At 42.8% G+C, this 17,790-nt stretch carries 14 protein-coding genes; 8 read left to right on the top strand and 6 right to left on the bottom strand.

The genetic code is table 11. From position 1 onward, the window contains the following. Window positions 1–190: 190 nt before the first annotated feature. The 3 genes from MIC7126_RS0124810 to MIC7126_RS0124800 all read left to right on the top strand — a co-directional run bounded on the left by MIC7126_RS0124810 (window position 191) and on the right by MIC7126_RS0124800 (window position 3,177). A complete protein-coding gene (locus tag MIC7126_RS0124810; protein WP_017655827.1) occupies window positions 191–976 on the top strand; it encodes an HAD family hydrolase in 786 nt (261 codons plus the stop codon). Window positions 977–1,089: 113 nt separating this feature from the next. Then, a complete protein-coding gene (locus MIC7126_RS0124805) occupies window positions 1,090–2,280 on the top strand; it encodes a DNA double-strand break repair nuclease NurA (protein WP_017655826.1) in 1,191 nt (396 codons plus the stop codon). 114 nt (window positions 2,281–2,394) lie between these two features. Continuing rightward, window positions 2,395–3,177: an FHA domain-containing protein gene (locus MIC7126_RS0124800; protein ID WP_017655825.1), complete on the top strand. Its 783-nt coding sequence runs from the start codon at window positions 2,395–2,397 to the stop codon at window positions 3,175–3,177. Window positions 3,178–3,351: 174 nt separating this feature from the next. Here MIC7126_RS0124800 and MIC7126_RS0124795 read toward each other — a convergent pair whose 3' ends face one another. Next, window positions 3,352–5,280, bottom strand: coding sequence for an alpha-amylase family glycosyl hydrolase (locus tag MIC7126_RS0124795; protein WP_017655824.1), 1,929 nt, complete (start codon window positions 5,278–5,280; stop codon window positions 3,352–3,354). Window positions 5,281–5,675: 395 nt separating this feature from the next. Between MIC7126_RS0124795 and MIC7126_RS0124790 the strand changes: the two genes are divergently transcribed. Further along, the gene (locus MIC7126_RS0124790; protein ID WP_017655823.1) at window positions 5,676–6,932 is read left to right on the top strand and encodes a hypothetical protein; all 1,257 of its coding nucleotides are present in this window, start codon (window positions 5,676–5,678) and stop codon (window positions 6,930–6,932) included. Between the two features lie 23 nt (window positions 6,933–6,955). Then, the gene (locus MIC7126_RS0124785; protein ID WP_017655822.1) at window positions 6,956–8,008 is read left to right on the top strand and encodes a tellurite resistance TerB family protein; all 1,053 of its coding nucleotides are present in this window, start codon (window positions 6,956–6,958) and stop codon (window positions 8,006–8,008) included. Window positions 8,009–8,193: 185 nt separating this feature from the next. Here MIC7126_RS0124785 and recG read toward each other — a convergent pair whose 3' ends face one another. The 5 genes from recG to MIC7126_RS30830 form a co-directional block, all read right to left on the bottom strand. Continuing rightward, window positions 8,194–10,671 carry an ATP-dependent DNA helicase RecG gene (gene recG / locus MIC7126_RS0124780; RefSeq protein WP_017655821.1) on the bottom strand — a complete coding sequence of 826 codons (2,478 nt, stop codon included), beginning with the start codon at window positions 10,669–10,671 and terminating at the stop codon, window positions 8,194–8,196. A gap of 57 nt (window positions 10,672–10,728) precedes the next feature. Continuing rightward, window positions 10,729–11,538: a hypothetical protein gene (locus tag MIC7126_RS0124775; protein ID WP_017655820.1), complete on the bottom strand. Its 810-nt coding sequence runs from the start codon at window positions 11,536–11,538 to the stop codon at window positions 10,729–10,731. A gap of 221 nt (window positions 11,539–11,759) precedes the next feature. Next, window positions 11,760–12,704 carry a translation elongation factor Ts gene (gene tsf / locus MIC7126_RS0124770; protein WP_017655819.1) on the bottom strand — a complete coding sequence of 315 codons (945 nt, stop codon included), beginning with the start codon at window positions 12,702–12,704 and terminating at the stop codon, window positions 11,760–11,762. Between the two features lie 139 nt (window positions 12,705–12,843). Next, window positions 12,844–13,638, bottom strand: coding sequence for a 30S ribosomal protein S2 (gene rpsB / locus MIC7126_RS0124765; protein WP_017655818.1), 795 nt, complete (start codon window positions 13,636–13,638; stop codon window positions 12,844–12,846). Window positions 13,639–13,735: 97 nt separating this feature from the next. Further along, window positions 13,736–13,909, bottom strand: coding sequence for a hypothetical protein (locus MIC7126_RS30830; protein ID WP_154656018.1), 174 nt, complete (start codon window positions 13,907–13,909; stop codon window positions 13,736–13,738). A gap of 413 nt (window positions 13,910–14,322) precedes the next feature. On the opposite strand from MIC7126_RS30830, the gene MIC7126_RS0124755 reads away from it, so the two are divergent. From MIC7126_RS0124755 to MIC7126_RS0124745, 3 genes are all read left to right on the top strand, one after another. Continuing rightward, a complete protein-coding gene (locus tag MIC7126_RS0124755) occupies window positions 14,323–15,231 on the top strand; it encodes a cation diffusion facilitator family transporter (RefSeq protein WP_238553715.1) in 909 nt (302 codons plus the stop codon). Window positions 15,232–15,385: 154 nt separating this feature from the next. Continuing rightward, window positions 15,386–15,586: a hypothetical protein gene (locus MIC7126_RS0124750; protein ID WP_017655815.1), complete on the top strand. Its 201-nt coding sequence runs from the start codon at window positions 15,386–15,388 to the stop codon at window positions 15,584–15,586. Window positions 15,587–15,650: 64 nt separating this feature from the next. After that, window positions 15,651–17,627: an alkaline phosphatase gene (locus tag MIC7126_RS0124745; protein ID WP_040630758.1), complete on the top strand. Its 1,977-nt coding sequence runs from the start codon at window positions 15,651–15,653 to the stop codon at window positions 17,625–17,627. The last annotated feature ends 163 nt before the right edge of the window (window positions 17,628–17,790 follow it).

Raw genomic sequence — 17,790 nt, 5'->3', positions numbered from 1 at the left:
GGCGGGAAACCCGCCTGCAGCGCTGGGTTCACCGCACGCAACTTTTCGCTGCGTTAAAAAAAAATTACTATTTAGCGCAGCCTCACAAACAAACAGTATCAGATGCTAAATTAAAAAACAATTCCAAAAATTTCTGCATAATCAGAATTTGTCAGGTAAGCTGACAACAGCAGTTTTCATCCTCAAAACAATGACCGCAAGTAATCCCACAATTTTAGCTTTAGACTTTGATGGAGTGATTTGCGACGGATTAATCGAATATTTTGAGGTAGCATGGCGTACCTACTCTCAAATTTGGACGCCTGCTAACGATACACCATCAAATGATTTAGCATCAAGATTCTATCGCCTCAGACCTGTAATTGAAACTGGTTGGGAAATGCCTGTTTTAATCAAAGCTTTGGTAGATGGAATTCCTGACGAAAAGATTTTGCAGCAGTGGGTGACTATTACTCCACAAATTTTGTTAGATTATCAAATCCAAGCTAGAGAAATTGGGGCAAAATTAGACAATATCAGAGATGAATGGATTGCTACAGATTTGGATAATTGGTTAAGTCTGCATAAATTTTATCCGGGGGTGGTGGAAAAAATTCAAGCCACTCTTACTAGTAATATTCAGATGTATATTGTCACTACTAAAGAGGGACGATTTGTACAGCAGCTATTGCAACAATCAGGTGTAGATTTACCTCCAGGAGTGATTTTTGGCAAAGAAGAAAAGCGCCCTAAATACGAAATTCTGCGACAATTAAAGGAGAAAGCAGAATTCCAGCCTGTGAGTTTATGGTTTGTGGAAGATAGACTCAAGACTTTGCAGTTAGTTCAACAGCAACCAGACCTAGCAGATGTGCAGCTTTTCTTAGCAGATTGGGGATATAATACCCAAGCAGAAAGGAAATTAGCCGAGGATGATCAAGGAATTCAGTTAATATCTTTGTCTCAATTTGCTCAAGAATTTTCTGCTTGGTATTAAGGAAAGATCATCTCGCAAAAAGGCGCAAAGGCTCTCAGATATCCTTTGCGTTTTTGTGTAAAATTGTAAAATTTAAGTTTAAAAAACCAAATCATCGTCTACTATAAAAATCTATGCTTGATCTCACCAAATTAGCGCGACAAATGCAAGGCTTAAGTGAGCATCTGACTACAGAAGCTGCTCTCAGTCGCCAGCGGATAGAGTTAGCACAACAATTTTTAACCCGCGCTTACGAATCGCAAAAAGAGTTAATTGAACGTCAAGAAAAATGGCGCGATCGCATTAATTTTGCTAATGCTACTCCGGTGGAACCTTTAGAAACTTGTGTGGATATTCCAGTTCCGCCAAAAGTTCATACTGTCATCGCTACTGATGGTTCCCAAATTGCACCGAATCATCATGAAATCGCTTATTGTTATCTTTTGAATATTGGGAGAGTGGTTTTACATTATGGACAAAATCGCCACCCTTTATTAGATAGTTTACCTGAAGTATTTTATCGCCCCGAAGATTTATATATGTCTCGCCAATGGGGAATTAGAACTGAGGAATGGATGGGTTATCGTCGGACTGCGAGTGAAGCTGTGGTGTTAGCGGAACTTGCGTGCGGTGTGAAGGTAAATGATTCACCGGCGAGAGTTCCTACTTTGGCGATGGTGGATGGTTCGCTGATTTATTGGTTTTTAGAACAGTTACCGATGGATGCGCGCGATCGCATTTTACCGCCAATCCTAGCAGCTTGGGAGCAGATGCGTGAGGCTCAAATTCCTTTGATGGGCTATCTTAGCGCTGCTCGCAATGTCGAGGGGATGAATTTTTTACGTTTGTTAGCTTGTCCTCATTCTGTTCCTGACTGCAAAAGTTATTGTCCTAATCAGTTAGAAAAAGTTCCTTGTAAAAAGTTTGAATCTCTGCGCGATACTTCTCTTTGGGCTATGCAACTCAAGCCAGGACAACGCGGCCCTTTGTGGCGTAGTAATACGCCTATTTTAGAACTTTATGGTGAGCAAATTATCTACTTTTGCTATGTTCATGTGGGGACAGAAATTGCACGGATAGAAATTCCCGCTTGGGTAGCAGAAAATTCTCAAATGCTGGATGAATCCTTGGGGTTAATGTTAGCACAGGTGCAGAAAGGATGTGGTTATCCAGTAGCGATCGCTGAAGCTCATAATCAAGCTGTGGTACGCGGTGGTGATAAAACTCGGTTCTTTGCTTTGTTGGAAAGACAAATGATTAAAGCTGGGATTAGAAATGTGGGAACTTCTTTTAAGGAAGCGCGCAAGCGGGGAAGTATTGCTTGATTATGGGATTTTTTTAACGCCGAGGAAGAGGAAGAATCCGGAATGTTTGTGTGAGGAGTTGTTGTTATGGAGTGGGGAGGTAGAGAGAGATTATTTTTTTTTAAAGGATAATTTATGCAAGATTTAGATACTTTGAATGATGTAGGCTTGAGTTTGGAGTTATTTCATGTCCAGACGGGTAATTCTTTTGAGTTACCTGCAACTTTCCAGGTAATTCATATTGGTAAGCCTAATGAAGAAACTCCACCAGATATTGATGTTTCTGCTTTACCAAATGCTGATGTGGTTTCTCGTGTCCATGCACAAATTCGGGTAGATGGAAGTAATTATTTTATTGAAGATTGGGGAAGTTCTAATGGGACTTTTCTCAATGATACAAAATTGGAGGCTATCACTCCTTATCAGCTAAAGTTGGGAGATAAAATAGACCTAGGTCAAGGTAGTCAAGTAAGTTTTATATTTCAATACAAACAACACCGTCCAGAAAATATGTTGGTGAAATCAAATCCTACTTCTCTACAACCACCAATTTCTGAAAATAGTAACCGACCTACTGCTGACCGTAACACCAAGTTGCTGGGTATGGTTTTAATGGTTGCAGGAATTGTCATTTTAACCGCCAATGTCCAAGTGGGAATTTTTGTGAGAATTCCTGGTGTATTGTTATGTATGGCGGGGGTTTTTGTACTTTTTCAGCGGCGCTTTAACCACAATATCGGCTGGCTTTTAATTGCATTGGGAATTGGCGTGATTGTGTTTACTGGTAATGTTTTCGCTTCGGTAAATCTGTTGGTGATTGTTGGTACAGCCGCTTTATTTATCGCGGGATATCAACTATTTAATTATGGAAATATCTTTGGTTATGATTTACAATCTATCAAAAATTTATTCAAGTAGAGGCGGAGTTTTTCCGCGCTTGGCTCCACAACAATTTAAATAAAAAAGTCCCCAACTAAAAGCTGGGGGCTGTAAATTAATTAGGGTGCATCTACCATCTATTTATCCGTCCCATTCCCAAGGGGATCAGGAAGGATTGCATTCTTTTATTTTCAGTTTTCAATCTTGAATTGTTCAAGATTCTCTCCCCGAAGCCCAGGTATCACGCCATTTGACGGTTCCTTCCTTAGCAATCACCCAACGTCGGGGAACATTATTTTCTCGCAGAGGCGATCGCCCTTCGCGCCACATGGCATATTTATAACTAATTAACTTACCCGTGCTTTCGTCAAAGGGAATCTCGGCAAACCAAGTGTTGGCGTTGATGTATTCTAGGGGATATGCTTTGCTGATATCCCAGTTACCCAACTCTGGACAGTTACCGGTAACGACGATGGTTTCACCGGGTTGGGTATTGACACCGTTGAGTTGAACGCGGACAATTGTTTGTCCTTTGATTCTTTCGCCCACACAGCTGAAAACAATCACGCCTCGTTCTGGAAGCTGCAGGTTATATATCTTACCGTCTTTGACTTCATATTTATTGCGCGTCACTGCACAAGTATGTTCACCATCAGGTAATTCGGTTTCAACTTCTGGTAATGTTACCTCTCCACCCCGATTTAAGGCGACAAAGCAGAGAGAATCGCGGTAACGACGCACATAACAGTAGACATCGGGTGTAAGATATTTTTGCCAATGGCTACCCATGGAAACTGCAGGATTGAGTCGTCGCAAGCCAGAGAGTAGTCTGATATAGCGATAAATTTCTGTATCAGTATCCCAGTTTTGCATCATGGGGCGGTTGTAGGGATCATTACCACCATCAGTGTCATCGTGCAGATATTGTTCTGTACCGTAATAGATGCAAGGGATACCGCGACAAGTCATAATGAGAGCGATCGCTACTTTTAACATCGCTGGGTCGGAGTTCAGCGATTGGAAGCGAGACATATCATGGTTATCAATGAAGGTAACTAACTCGGTAGCGCCGTCATAGCGATGATCTTGATCAAAGATATATTGTATTGTCTGGAATCCGTTTTCTGAACCCTGGGCTAAAGCAGCGCGAATCGCTACACACAGCCCAAAATCCAGAATTGTCATCCCTGAATTGTTAGCAAATTCAACTGAGCGATCGTCCCCTGGATGACTATAAATCCATTCACCAAAAATAAACACATCTGGTTTATGATTGCACATATCACCGGTGAATTCCTGCCAAAACCAAATCGGCATATGCTTGACAGTATCCACCCGCAGCACATCCACACCCCGATCTAACCACTGCTTGATTGCTGACTTGATATATTCCCGATACTCGCTATTATTTTCGTTGAAGGTTGCTAAACCAGCTAATTCGCAGTTCTGGACTTGCCAATCATCTTCCCAGTTTTGCACTTCACCATAATGATGATACCAGTGATTAACATCATCATTGAAATCAGCAATTTTCACACCATCGTCATAAAGTTCACCTTTGCTGCCGTTGGTGTCAGGGCTGCTATGATTGCAAACAATATCCAACACCAGCTTCATGTTGCGGTTGTGCAATTCGGCAATTAACCGATCAAATGTGGTGTTTCTCGCTTCTTGGGTATTGTTTAATGACGGATCTTCTCCTTCAGCAATGTAGCGGGGATTGATCCGCTTAAAGTCTTTTGTCCAATAACCATGCATCGCTGCATTGCTAATGAATAAATCTTCTACCTGTTCAAACAATGGTGTCAACCAAACGGCTGTAACTCCCATGTTTTTCAGATAATCCAATTTATCAATCACGCCTTGCAAATCGCCACCCCAGTATTTACCCCAATCTTTTCCCGTGGGATCATACAACTCGGAGTTAGCACCTTCGCTGTTATGCAAATCGCCGTCGTGAAAACGATCAACCACAATAAAGTAAATCGTTTCTTGACGAAATTCAATATCCCTGGTGTAAAGAAACTCTAGGTTAATCTCTGTATCTGTAGGCGACGTTTGGATAATATTTTCTAATTCAGCTTCTGCTGCGTTTACTTTGTATTGATCTGGAGAAAACTGCGATGGCGGTGTTTGTACCATAGAAAACTCAAATTTGTACGTAATAAATGTTTGCAAAGCTATGAATACCGTATTTCATAGCTTTTTGTATAACAGCTTACTTCGGTATTATCTAATGATTTTTTTGTTTTAGATATCTATCCGCAGTAAGTTATTCACTCTATCTGGAGAGTTATTTTTTTGTCAGAGATAAAAACCAGTGCGCCACGGCGTCAATAAAGCAACCATTACAAATTGATGAAAAGCTCAGTATACAAGCTTCTTCATTTCATACTTCATCCCTCATACTTCATCCTTCATCCCTCATCCTTTAGGTTGTCATTCATGATTCTCCCCATTAGCCAGAAACTTTTCTTTAAACAACTTTTTAGGAGGACTGTAAAAGTAAAATATTTACTATCAAGTTTTTAAGTACCATGACAGACACACCTAATCGGGTAAAATTTCCCCAAGGACGCACAGCATTTTTGCTGATCCACGGAATTGGCGAGCAAAATCCTTTTGAAACTTTGGATTATTTTGCTCAAAACTTTGTCAAATATTTTGATGAGCAGAATGTCAATATCCAACTAGAGCACTTAATTGCTAGACGCAGACTGTCTTCTGGTTCTTTTTGGACAGAAAGCTTTATCAGATTAAGTCCATCTGACACTGAACAAGACTGGTTCATTGACATTCATGAATACTATTGGGCGCCCGACACAGAAAATCAAATTAGTGCACCGGAAGTGTTACGGTGGGCAGAGCAGACACTTGATGGGACAATTAAGTTTTATAGCCGCAAAGATAACCAACATTTAGTGGATGATTTACTGCGTCGTCGAGACAGCCAAAATATGTTTAAATTCCGGCTGCGATCGCTCACTATATTCTTACGAATATTTAACTTTTTTTACCCAATTTTACGGCTCTTAATTTGGGTAATTTTGTTATTGTTAGGGCCATTTTTCAAAGGGTCTTTTTTAGGCTCGGCTTGGCAATTAAGTAAAGTATTAATAACTCCGCCATTAGTTAATTTTGTCGGTGACATTGCCATTTACACCAAAACCAATCCTAAATCACCATACCAAAAAATTCGCCAACGAGTACTTGCAGAATCTTTAGCCTTACTCAAAGGAATTCTCAAAGATAAGCAAGCAGATTATCAGCAAGTAATTCTTGCTGGACATTCCCTTGGTAGCTGTATTGCTTACGACACCTTAAATCTGCTTTGTATCGAAGCTAGCTTGACTAAAGATCAAAGTAAGATCATGTTCGTGAACAAGCTACAGGGATTAATCACCTTTGGTTCCCCACTGGATAAAATTGCTTTTTTCTTCCGAGAAGCTACACAAGAAAACCAATATATTCGCCAACGGATTTTAGAACACCTCAAATCCTTCCGCGTCAAACCGCCGATAAAACCAGAAATCAAAACCGAATTCGTCAAACAAAGTAAATACTTTTCTAATAGCCCAGTCGTGTGTCGCTTGAATCAAGTCCGCTGGGTAAATTACTATCACCTAAAAGACCCAATCAGCGGTAATCTAGATTACTACGATAACTTAGATAACGTTGAATTGAAATATGACGCATCTTGGGGAGAACAAGGCCACCTAGGTTATTGGACAGATGTCAAGTTCTATGAACACATTGCTAATAACTTTTTGTCTAAAGTTCCCGACTGCAAATGATCATTCTAGCCAAGGTAAAATAAATGACTAAATACGATAAAATTTTCAACTCATCAGACATATCAGAAGAATCATTAAGCCCAGAAGAAGCCGTAGCAGCGATCGCTCTCATCACAGCGATCGCTGATTCGTCCTTAGAAGAGGTAGACGCAGAAACCCTCGGCTCAATTCTCTGGGATTTCGAGGTTTTTGAAGAATATTCAGAAGACGAAATCACCGAAATAGTTGATAGACTCATCGCCATTGTCGAAAATGAATCCGTCGGTTCCCTATTTAACACCGCCAAACAATCCTTGTCCGATGACATCATACTAGATGCTTACGCCGCCGGCGTAATTATACTTCTAGATGACGAACTAGCTATCCCGAAAAAGCAACAGCCTTACCTCAAACAACTACAGTTAGCTTTAACAATAGAAGATGAAGAAGCGGAAGAAATCGTCCAAGAAATCATAGCCGCTTTTCAAGAAGCAGAAAACGCAGAATTTGCAGACGAAGATGAAGACGAAACAGTAGTAGTAGACGAATACGGCGAACAAATATATGATTCACCTTTAGGCAATTTTTCCGTCCCAATACCAGTCCAACCTGAACAAGGCGGTAGAGTCCAAAGCCAAGAAGGAGTAGTCGGTTTTTCCGATGACTTTGGTACTTTATTCAGAATTGATTATTATCCTATACCCCCAGAACAAACTGAAGAAATAGAAACAATTGGTAAACAACAATATCTCCAAGCAATTCTCGTAGAAAAATACGTACCCCAAGCAATTTCTGCTAACGTATCCGGTGCCGAAATCAAGCACAGCGAATACATAGCAGAAATATTTACCGGCGCTTATTTCGTATTAGTAGATATGCCAAAAGGTTCTACAATTTCCAAACAAGAAAATAACGGTAACGCCATCAGATTAGACGCCTATCGCGGATTACTAACCTTCGTCAACGGAGAATTTTTATACATAATCAGTAGCCAACGCAGCTTTTTTAATGGCGAAACTCCCACTTCTTTAGAAGAAGAAACAGACACCATTAAAGACAAGATTTTTGATTTCGTTGCAACTATCGAATTCACCTAGTTTCAAAATATTAGCGATACCCAACTACTTCTTGTGGGGTGGGCGTCTCGCCCGCCCGCAATAAAAGGCGAGTAAGATCCCCACCCTACAAGATTGGATAATTTATTGGTTGAGAGAGATATTTTATAAAAATCGGCGTTGCTGCTCAAAAATGAATATGCTTCACGCCTAGACGCATTCGCATATCATGTCATAATCGCTCCACCCATTAACCGCTCATACCGATACTTCAACTCTTCTTTCATTAAATACCAACGCTCCAAGGTGACATCAATCTCAATCACCTTCTCTGCAGCTTGTCGCGCTAACAACAAAACTTCCTCATCTTCCAGCAAACTTGCCAAGGTAAAATCTGGCACACCTGATTGACGAGTCCCCAGCACTTGTCCAGGGCCACGAAACCGCATATCCATCTCTGAAATAAAAAACCCATCTTGCGATTGTTCCAACACCTTCAGCCGCTGTTGAGCATCAGCACTCCGAGAACTGCTCATCAACAAACAATAGGATTGAGCCGCACCCCGACCCACACGCCCCCGCAGTTGGTGTAATTGCGATAAACCGAAGCGCTCCGCATTTTCAATGAGCATTACTGTTGCATTGGGGACGTCTACACCCACTTCTACTACGGTTGTAGAAACCAGGATTTGTGTTTCATTTTCGCGGAATTTAGTAATCGCTTCATCCTTCTCAGCGGAACTCATCCGCCCGTGTAACAATCCCACTTGAAATTCTGGAAAAATGCTCTCTTGTAGCTTTTGATGCTCCTCTACAGCCGATCGCAAATCCAATTTTTCCGATTCTTCGACCAAAGGTAACACCACATAAATTTGTCGTCCTTGGGCAATTTCCCGCCGCATCAAGTCATAAGCTTGGGTGCGTTGCTGACCTGAAAGCATCGTCGTTTGAATCTTTTGTCGCCCTGGTGGTAACTCGTCAATTTGGCTGACATCTAAATCCCCATGTACCGTTAATGCTAGTGTGCGGGGAATGGGTGTAGCTGTCATCGTTAATACATGGGGTTGTTGTCCTTTTTGCTGCAAACGTGCCCGTTGCTCGACTCCAAAGCGGTGCTGTTCGTCAATTACCACTAAACCGAGTTGCTGAAAGTTTACTGGGTCTTGAATTAAGGCGTGAGTTCCCACCAATAAGGGTAATTCCCCGGTTTCTAACTGGGAGTGAATCAGTCGCCTTTTTGCAGTTTTAGTAGAGCCAGTCAGTAATTCTACTGGTAAATGCAGCAGATTAAACCAGCTAACCAACTTGCGGTAATGCTGTTCTGCTAACACCTCCGTCGGCGCCATCAACGCGGCTTGGTAGCCAGATTGAATCGCCGCCAGGATAGCAACAACGGCTACAACTGTTTTCCCAGAACCGACGTCACCCTGTACTAAACGATTCATGGGTGCAGGTTTCTGCAAGTCGGTGAGGATATCGTTGATGACTCGCTGTTGGGCGCCTGTTAGCTGAAAAGGTAGTATTTCCTGGAATTTTTCTAATAGTTGTCCTTTGGGGGCGAGGATAGCGCTGGTTTGGATAGCCTTTGCTTGCTGCTGACGTTGCAATAAACTCAGTTGCAAATAGAAGAATTCATCAAAAACTAGGCGACGACGAGCAACTTGTAAAGAAGCGCTATCTGCGGGAAAATGAATTTGGGCGATCGCATCTTTCAATTCCATCAAATTATACTTTTCTCTTAACCCGCTAGGCAAAGGATCTTTCAAATGCGCCGCAGCAGGTAAAACCGCTATCACCGCCTGTCGCACCGTATTCGCCACCACCCCCTCAGTTAATCCATAAATAGGTACCACTCGCCCAATAGTCAGCGAATCAATCGGATCACCAGGATTTGCCAAAACTTCTAACTCTGGGTTATCCAGCGTCAAGCCATATTTACTCGCTTTCACCAACCCACAAGCTGCAATCATACTACCCACCGGATAGCGACGCTTTAAACTTTCTTGCCAAGCGCGACTTGTAAAGCGTGTCCCAGCGGAAAAGCGACTAACTTTAATTTGACCAGTATTATCTTTGAGAATTAATTCTAAAATTGATAATTTTTGATTCTTCGGACTATTAAAACAGTTGCAACGTTTCACCGTCGCTACAATAGTCACCGTCTCCCCCGCTTCCAAGTCGCTAATATTCACCTGACGCCCATAGTCAATGTGGTCACGGGGATAATAAAAAAGCAAATCGCGCACAGTCAACAAACCCAGTCGCGCCAAATTCTCAGATCTTCTGATGCCGATTTCTGGTAAATCACGCAGCTTTTGGTCAATTTTTGGTGCCAGCCTCCGACTCACCTCGGCGACAATTGGCGTTTTGGGATGAGAGGAAGGCTGGTATTTCTCCTTTTCTCCTGCTTTTTCCCTCAATCCCTCTTCTTGTTCTTGCTGCAATTGATACAGATATCTCCGCGTTTCTGCCACCAAATGCTGCTTATCCGACAGTTCCAAATGAGGATAATTAGCAAATTGCACCGCTAGTTCTTGCCAGCGACGGCGTTCACTTGGGGGCAAAGTTGTCGGGAATTTGCCAAACGTCAAGCTGAGAAATTCACTGAAGCGATATTGCTTGCCGAGCAAATCTGTGAAGCCGCGTTCTGCCTCAATAGCTAGAGCTTTTTGCAATCTTATCCAATCTGGAGTGTCATTGGGCATGGGGAGATATGAAAAGAATCAGAAAGTGTCCAATCATACATAACAAATCACCAGTTGCTAATCATCAGCCCAAATTGCACGCCAAGCGGCTTCAGCTTCAGCAATTGACTTTTCTTGTTGCTTTTTTTGATACTCTCGTCCTACCTTGTTTAACTGATTGAGGATATGGCGAATGTGCTTCCGCCCAGCAGAAAGTGTAGCGTCTGCAAATTCGATTTCTCCCAGCCGCAGGTTGATTGCCATAATTTGTGTCAAGGTGGAGTCGTCTGCATCTTGCTCATTTTCAATCTCAATTACCAAGTTTAATAAGTTGGGTGGCCCTGGCATCACCTCGGCCGATGCTTCTGATACCGCTGCAGCCGCCTCTAAAATTGGTTCTGGTAATTTTTTTGGTAACACTCCTGCTTTTTGTAACACAACATTGGCATCATGGGAAACTTTTTTTAGTGTATTCTGCATCACCTCTTCTAAGTTTTGCTGCCATGTCACTAATTCTATCGGGTTAGAGATTTCCACCAAAGCTAAATCAGGCGGTGAATTCGATGCTTCACTTTCTCCATCAGCAAGTTCCGCTTCCTCATCTTCTTCATCCTCAATACTACTTAGCAACTCCGCGATCGCTCTTTGCCCTAACTTACGGATAGTTTGTTGCAATTGTTGCCGTTGATTCAATGACAACTTCAGAAAATTTACCGGATATCCCTGGGTGCAAAGATGATAAGTTGCCAAGATCAACTGTTGGCGCACGGCTTGTCCCAAGGTGGTTAGATAACTTGCATAAGCACTGTGAAGTTCGGTGGCGATGACGCCTATCGCTTCCTGCAGTACTGTTATATCTCGCTCAATTCGCTCAATTGGTCTTGCCATCATCTCAACCCGTTTATTTTCAAATCATTTGTTAATTGTTATTTGTTACTCTTGCCTTCCTCACCTCCTAATTTCTAGTCTACTAACTACTAACAAAATACAGGTCAGCACACTCTGCTTGACCTGTATTTTAGAGAGTCATTCACGGATTAATTCAAGTATCTAAAATCAAAAGTAATTACCATTTACTCTTGACTTTTGTCTCTTGAGTCTGGACTAAATTACTTAGTACCCATTTGTGCCGCAACTTCCTCTGCAAAGTTACTTTCTTGCTTTTCAATGCCTTCGCCTAGGACAAAGCGCACGAAGCGATTGACTTGGATATCTTCGCCTACTTTAGCTTTCACTTGCTTAACCAAATCTTCTACAGAAATACTTTGATCGCGGATGAAAGGCTGGTCTAGCAAAGTTAATTCTTTCAGGCGTTTTTCAATCCGTCCCTGAACAATTTTTTCTTTAATGTTCTGGGGCTTGTTTGCCAAATCGTCTCGCCCCATTTCGATGTCGGTTTCTTTTTGGGCGACTTCAGCGGGGATTTGATCTACGCTGACATATTCGACGTTGGTGCAAGCAGCAACTTGCATGGCGCTATTGCGAGCCAAGGACTGGAACTCTTCGTTTGAAGCCGCTGCATCAGTTTGGGAGTTTAGCTCAACTAGTACACCAATTCGACCGCCAGTGTGAATATAGCTGTCTACAATACCTGATGTGCCTTGTGCTAATTTATAGGTGACAAAGCGGCGCACCTGGATATTTTCGCCTAAAGTGACGATCGCTTGTTTGATAAACTCTTCCACTGTCAAGTTTTGATCTTGAATATAGGGTTGAGCTAGCAAAGATTCAACACTATCGGCAGTTGCGGCTTGCTGGGCTAAGTTCTTAACTAGGTTTTTAAAAGCCTCGTTACGGGCAACAAAATCGGTTTGGCAGTTGACTTCTAGGAGTACACCTACTTGGCCACCGGGCTGAATATAGGTGTCTACTAGACCTTCTGCGGCAATGCGATCGCTTTTTTTACCCGCCGAAACTAAGTTCTTTTTTCGTAACCAGTCTGTGGCTTCTTCTATGTCGCCATCAGTTTCTTTCAGCGCTTTTTTGCAGTCCATCATACCAGCACCAGTTTTCTGGCGTAGCTCTTGGACGAGTTTTGCAGATATTTCCGCCATGTTGCCTCGAGTTGTAATCGCTCACGGGTGTTGAGTATCTCTATCTTACTCAGGAGGAGGAACAGTTATGAAGTCTGAAGTTTGAAGGATGAAATTTCACCCTTCAATTCTCACCCACAGGTGTTGACAAACTGCCTCTCTATTCTTCGTCTTCTTCTTCGGGAATCATCGAGTCAGTGTAGTCGCTTTCGTATTCGTCTTCGTCGTACTCACTGGTGTCGAAATCTTCGTAATCGTCTTCTGCTTCCAGTTGACCGTGACGACCTTCATAAATTGCGTCTGCCAATTTGCCGACAATCAGCTTAATTGATCTAATTGCATCATCATTGGCGGGAATGGGGATGTCTACTACATCTGGGTCGCAATTCGTATCCAATAAGGAAACAATGGGAATCGCTAGTTTTTGACACTCTTGAACTGCGTTATACTCTCGCCGCTGGTCTACAATCACCACGACATCAGGAACTTTCCGCATGGTTTTAATCCCACCCAAATATTTTTGCAGCTTTGCCATCTCCCGCCGTAGCATGGAAGCTTCTTTTTTGGGTAATAGATCCAAGGCGCCGCTTTCTTCCCGGCGTTCTAAATCTTTGAGACGGTCTACTCTGGTTTTGATGGTTGTCCAGTTGGTGAGCATTCCCCCCAACCAGCGCTGGTTAATGTAGTGAGAGCCGCAGCGACTAGCTTCTTGGGCAATGATTCCTGCTGCTTGGCGCTTTGTGCCCACAAACAAGAACTTTTTCCCTTGCTCGGCTTGTGTCCGCATGTAAGCGTAGGCGTCTTCCATCAACTGGGCTGTCTGCACCAAGTCAATGATGTGTACTCCATTGCGGGAAGTGTAAATGTATGGAGACATTTTCGGGTTCCAACGCCGGGTTTGGTGCCCAAAGTGTACTCCTGACTCCATCATTTGAGCCAATGAAACGACTGGCATATGCTATGTAACTCCTATTCGGGTTAAACCTCCATCCAGGCGTATTTCCCAAACTTTAGGAAACACCCGAATTCCCAGATGTGCGGAATTTAGTTAACTATGCTAGGGTAGCACATTTGTGTTGGGTGTGGGGTGGTGGGGAAATGGGGTGGTGGGGAGATGGGGTGGTGGGGAGATGGGGTGGTGGGGAGATGGGGTGGTGGGGAGATGGGGTGGTGGGGAGATGGGGTGGTGGGGTGTGGGGAGTGTCGGGTTTCAATGGAGTGAGCAATCAAGGCGCTGAGTACCTAGCGTAGGCAGATGATGGGTAAGGGCACGGCGTCGGGGAGATGAGTGGTTATTCGTTGCTTAAACCTACAGCTAAATTTTATGCTTTTAACTACTTTATTACCATTTCTTAAATTAGCTAGGTTAGTCTCCTATTGTTCTCGAACTATCTCAATTTTTGAGCGTATTTAGAATGAGAATCATTATACTTTAACTTTACAATACCACGGACAAAAAATCAAGTTTTTTTGCCCAGGAATATATTTGCGAGTCAAAGTATAGTGATCAATTCTCTGTTTAGTTAAAGTCCATCTCAAACCATGATTTTTTTTGCTAATGCTCTCAAATAAATGGTATGAATGTTCTTGCACAAATGATTCTGCTAAACTACTTTCACAGCAGCAAAAATCTAAAATTTTGTGGATATCAGTATATCTCTTAGGAGGTTTGTTGATTGCTGAGTGGGGGGTGGGTTTGTGGAGCAAAAGCTTATCATTACAAGCAGATGCGGGACACATTCTATCTGATGTCACAGCTTTAGTCATATCGCTGCTGGCTACTGTTTTGACACAAAAACCTGCGAAAGGAAAAGCCACATTTGGCAATCAGCGTTTAGAAGTGCTGGCGGCGTTGATTAACGGCTTTAGTTTAATAGCGATCGCTAGTTTTATTACCTGGGAAGCGATTGAACGTTGGCAAAATCCCGAACCAATTTTGGGTTTACCAATGCTAGCGATCGCCGTTTTTGGTTTCGGCGTTAATCTGTTGAGTATTAAATTGCTCCATCCCCACACTCACAATGATTTAAACTTACAAGGAGCGTTTTTACACGTAATTGCTGATACTATCAGTTCCTTGGGTGTAATTATTGCCGCCTTAGTAGTTCATATCTGGCATTGGTGGTGGGCGGATGCGGCGATTAGTTTCGTAGTTGCTGTGATCATTGGCTTGAGTGCTTTGCCAATAGTCAAAGAAAGTCTGAATATTTTTTTGGAGTATGCACCAGCATCCATTGATCCAGTCGAGGTAGATATTTCTATTAAATCTTTTCCTCAGGTTTTGCAGGTAGAAAAACTACATATCTGGAAACTTAGCTCAAATAGTGTGATGCTATGTGCCAAGATAACTGTAGAATGTGAAACTATTCATGAGCGCGATCGCTTACAGCGAAAACTACAAAGTCATCTGCAAAACAACTTTGGCATCACAGATGTAACTTTGCAACTAACTAGCTATAAAGCCATGCCAGAAATCGCCATTCATCCTTTACTCAATCAAAATTTAGCCTTAATGTTGTCCGCTGAAAAAACATGCTCTAATCCATAGTCGTGCAACAATAGGTGATTGAGAAAAATCGATGTTAACGCACAAAATATTCAAAATAAACAAAAAGCTGATATTGTAAGTTTTTTGGATTTTGAATGCCCCCAGATGTACCAGTGTTAACCGCAGTTTGTCACTAATATTAGGAGATTCCCAAATGATTTCATTACTACAACAATACAAACGTTTATTAGCTTGGTTCATATCTGGTCTGGTTGTCGCATTCCTAGTTTCCATTGGTACATCATCCCCACAACCAGCTAGTGCTTCTAGCGCGAATAATATTGCTAATCCTCCCCAGAGCGCTTTGGTTTCTGATTTCGCAGCTACTCACCAAGAACCAAATTTTTATCAATAGTAAACTGCTGCTGATTTTTGTCCGGAACTGCTAGACAACTCGTTCAACTTTAAGAGGGATTTTCATGATTTCACTTCTAGAGAAGTGCAGAAGACCCCTAGCCTTTTTCATGGCTAGTTTTCTTTCTGCGATGATGCTGGTATTTGGTAATCCTGGTATTGAATCTGCCTTAGCTGCAGGTAACGGGATTAACGTCATTATTATGATTGGCGATGGTATGGGTTGGCAGATGGCGCGAGCCGCAGCGATCGCTAAAGGTGGTGCTTTCTATACTGCCGGTAAAGGTTCCGGTCTGAGCCTTCAAACTCTGACTGGATATGGATTGGTGACTACCTACGGTACAACAATCGAAGGTAGTACACCAGTTAAATCAACCGGTAACTCAGCCCTCGATGGCACCAACGCCGCCACAGGTGCAAGTCCCGTTCGTCCAGGCTTCGCATTCAATCCTGGGCCTTTTAACGCCGGTACTCGCGCTGACGGTAATAGCACTTTACCCGGTAATTTAGCGGGTTATGACACAACCAAGGGTGGCCCTGTGCCTTGGGTGCCTCTGAGTCCCGCTAATGCTGGTTCCTATGACAAGGATTACATCAAATACAGCTATCCCGACTCGGCTAACACCGCAACAACTCTTTACACAGGGGTCAAGAGCTATAACAACGCGATGGGAGTTGATATCTACGAAAAGAAATTGACAACCGTCCTGGAAATTGCCAAACAACAAGGTAAGTCCACAGGTCTAGTAACATCAGTTCCCATCACTCACGCCACCCCCGGTGCTGCAGCCTCTTTCGTCAATCGTCGTTCCAAGTACGACAGTGATTACGACCCCACAAAGACCAACCAAGATAGTATTTTGCAGCAAGAACTGCTGAACTTTCAGCCCAACGTCTTGCTGGGTGGCGGTCATCCTCTAGATCATGCCAACACCACCGCTTCCGGCCCGATATGTAACTACGTTTACATCAGAGCATCCACCTACAAAGAATTGACGGGTAAAACAGGTCTGAGCGATGCTGCAGCTTGCTCTGCACCTGCATCCTCCAACTCCTCGAATCGCTACGGTTACACCTTTTTAGAGCGTGGGCCTAATGCAACCCAAACACTACTAAATACGGCTGCGACCATCAACCCCAACACCGGCGGTAAGTTATTGGGTCTGTATGGCGCTCGTGGTCAAGATGGTAATCTTCCCGCTAGTTCTTCCAAAGGAGACTACAGCTTAACAGGTTTAAACCAATTCTCACTCTACAGTTCAGTTGTGAAGACAGGAACTACAGCTACCTGTGCATCAGGTCAGATCATTACTGGTTCTTCTAATGAATGTATACCGGTTGTTGATAGCGCACGCAACCCCATCGCCCCTAATTTACCTACACCAGACCAAGTTCGCCCTTTAGCTTCTGGTGAAACCAATGCTAGTTTCATCACCAGAGAGATCAACGAAAATCCCACTCTGGCTGATCTGACTCAAGCTGCTCTCACCGTTCTCGGTAAAGACCCAGACGGCTTATGGCTCATGGTTGAAGGTGGTGATGTTGACTGGTCTGCTCATGACGACAACATGGACAACCTGATCGGGACAATGAATGATTTTGATCGAGCAATCCAAACAACCATCGACTGGATTAACAACAACGGTGGCTGGAGCAAAAACTTGCTCATTGTAACTGCAGATCATGACCATTATCTGACTTTAAATAATGACTTCGCCTCGAAGTTAACTCCTCAAGATCCAAGTACATCTAGAGGCTTGAAATATAACGCCAAAGACATTACTTTCAATAAACACAACCCAACCGAAGCAGGTCATTTCTGGGGTTCAGATCCCACACAAAAATATCTCTGGGGCTCCCACAGTCGCCGTCCTGTACCTGTTTATTACCAAGGTGCTTTCTCTCAAAATCTCACAACATATTTGGGACAAAGTTATCAATTTACTGATAGTTCTGGTACTTACACTGTTCCTGGTATTCGGGGTATTGTTGACCAGAGTCAAATATTTCAGGCTATGAAAGCAGCACTGACAAGTCCTTAATCTACTGTTGTTTTCAAGACGAACTTTAGCAGAGATGTAATGTACATCTCTGCTGAATATAGGACTCTTATTTGATTTTTGAAAAAAGTCATCCGCCAATAATTTCTGAAATCAAAACAGATTGCCATACAACTATTTCTATCTTTTTGACCAATAGTTGCTT

Origin of the sequence: Fortiea contorta PCC 7126, from assembly GCF_000332295.1 — a bacterium.
In the GTDB taxonomy this organism is placed as follows: domain Bacteria; phylum Cyanobacteriota; class Cyanobacteriia; order Cyanobacteriales; family Nostocaceae; genus Fortiea; species Fortiea contorta.
Note: the sequence above shows the minus strand (reverse complement) of the source record. Positions and strands in the feature narration are given on the sequence as shown.